The sequence below is a fragment of the Colwellia sp. E2M01 genome (genome assembly GCF_018860585.1).
Taxonomy (GTDB): domain Bacteria; phylum Pseudomonadota; class Gammaproteobacteria; order Enterobacterales; family Alteromonadaceae; genus Colwellia.
This window is the reverse complement of sequence record NZ_JAHKPR010000014.1, coordinates 1-2,048: the sequence shown is the minus strand read 5'-3', so window position 1 is coordinate 2,048 and position 2,048 is coordinate 1. Positions and strand designations below refer to the sequence as shown.

Sequence of the window (2,048 nt, the reverse complement as noted above, 5' to 3'; positions counted from 1 at the left end):
GGGTGCTTGGTCATATACCCTAGGCGCAGCAAGTGAAGCGTTAACCGCAGGACAAGTGGTTACTGATAGCTTTATGGTGAGCTCAAGCGACACAACCGATACCCAACTAGTGACGGTAACTATCACAGGTGTTAATGGTGTCGCAACTATTACTGGTACCTCAACAGGTGCCGCAACAGAAGACAGTGCAGCACAAGTCACTGGTAGTTTATCAGTGACAGATGAAGATACTGGCGAAGCGCTATTTATCGCACAAGCCGATACCGATGGTACTTACGGTGGGTTTACCTTAGCCACTAACGGTAACTGGACCTATGATTTAGATAATACCAACACCGCAGTACAAGCGTTACCTGATGGCGCTACGCTAACTGATAGTTTCACTGCAACCTCTGCTGATTCAACAGGAACACAACTCGTTACGGTAACTATCACTGGTGTTAATGGTGTCGCAATCATTACCGGTACTTCAACAGGCAGTATTAACGAAGATGTTACTACCGCCATTACGGGTACCTTAAACGTTACCGATGAAGATACAGGTGAAGCAACGTTCACTACTCAAACCAATACTGCAGGCACATACGGTTTATTCAGTATTGATACAACGGGTGCTTGGTCATATACCTTAGGCGCAGCAAGTGAAGCCTTAACCGCAGGGCAAGTAGTTACTGACAGTTTTGCTGCCGCCTCTGCAGATGGCACAACGCAGCAAGTCGTTATCACCATCACAGGCGTTAACGGTATTGCAACTATCACAGGGACTTCAACTGGCAGCATTAACGAAGATGTAACGGTCGCCATTACCGGTGACTTAAACGTTACCGATGAAGATGCCGGTGAAGCAACTTTCACGACTCAAACCAATGCCGCCGGTACTTACGGGGTATTCACTATTGATGCAACGGGTGCTTGGTCATATACCCTAGGCGCAGCAAGTGAAGCGTTAACCGCAGGACAAGTGGTTACTGATAGCTTTATGGTGAGCTCAAGCGACACAACCGATACCCAACTAGTGACGGTAACTATCACAGGTGTTAATGGCGTCGCAACGATTACCGGTACCTCAACAGGTGCCGCAACAGAAGACAGTGCAGCACAAGTCACCGGTAGTTTATCAGTGACAGATGAAGATACTGGCGAAGCGCTATTTATCGCACAAGCCGATACCGATGGCACTTACGGTGGGTTTACCTTAGCCACTAACGGTAACTGGACCTATGATTTAGATAATACCAACACCGCAGTACAAGCGTTACCTGATGGCGCTACCCTAACTGATAGTTTCACTGCAACCTCTGCTGACTCAACAGGAACACAACTCGTTACGGTAACTATCACTGGTGTTAATGGTGTCGCAACTATTACTGGTACCTCAACAGGTGCCGCAACAGAAGACAGTGCAGCACAAGTCACTGGTAGTTTATCAGTGACAGATGAAGATACTGGCGAAGCGCTATTTATCGCACAAGCCGATACCGATGGTACTTACGGTGGGTTTACCTTAGCCACTAACGGTAACTGGACCTATGATTTAGATAATACCAACACCGCAGTACAAGCGTTACCTGATGGCGCTACGCTAACAGATAGTTTCACTGCAACCTCTGCTGATTCAACAGGAACACAACTCGTTACGGTAACTATTACTGGCGTTAACGGTATTGCAACTATCACAGGGACTTCAACTGGCAGCATTAACGAGGATGTAACTGTCGCCATTACCGGTGACTTAAACGTTACCGATGAAGATGCCGGTGAAGCAACTTTCACGACACAGACCAATGCCGCCGGTACTTACGGGGTATTCACTATTGATGCAACGGGGGCTTGGTCATATACCTTAGGCGCAGCAAGTGAAGCGTTAACCGCAGGACAAGTGGTTACTGATAGCTTTATGGTGAGCTCAAGCGACACAACCGATACCCAACTAGTGACGGTAACTATCACAGGTGTTAATGGCGTTGCAACGATTACCGGTACCTCAACAGGTGCCGCAACAGAAGACAGTGCAGCACAAGTCACCGGCAGTTTATCAGTGACAGATG

The 2,048-nt window shown here is 47.8% G+C and carries 1 protein-coding gene; it reads left to right on the top strand.

From position 1 onward, the window contains the following. Positions 1-2,048, top strand: a 2,048-nt coding sequence (locus KO502_RS02100; protein ID WP_216020909.1) for a VCBS domain-containing protein, incomplete at both ends; no start/stop codon positions are given.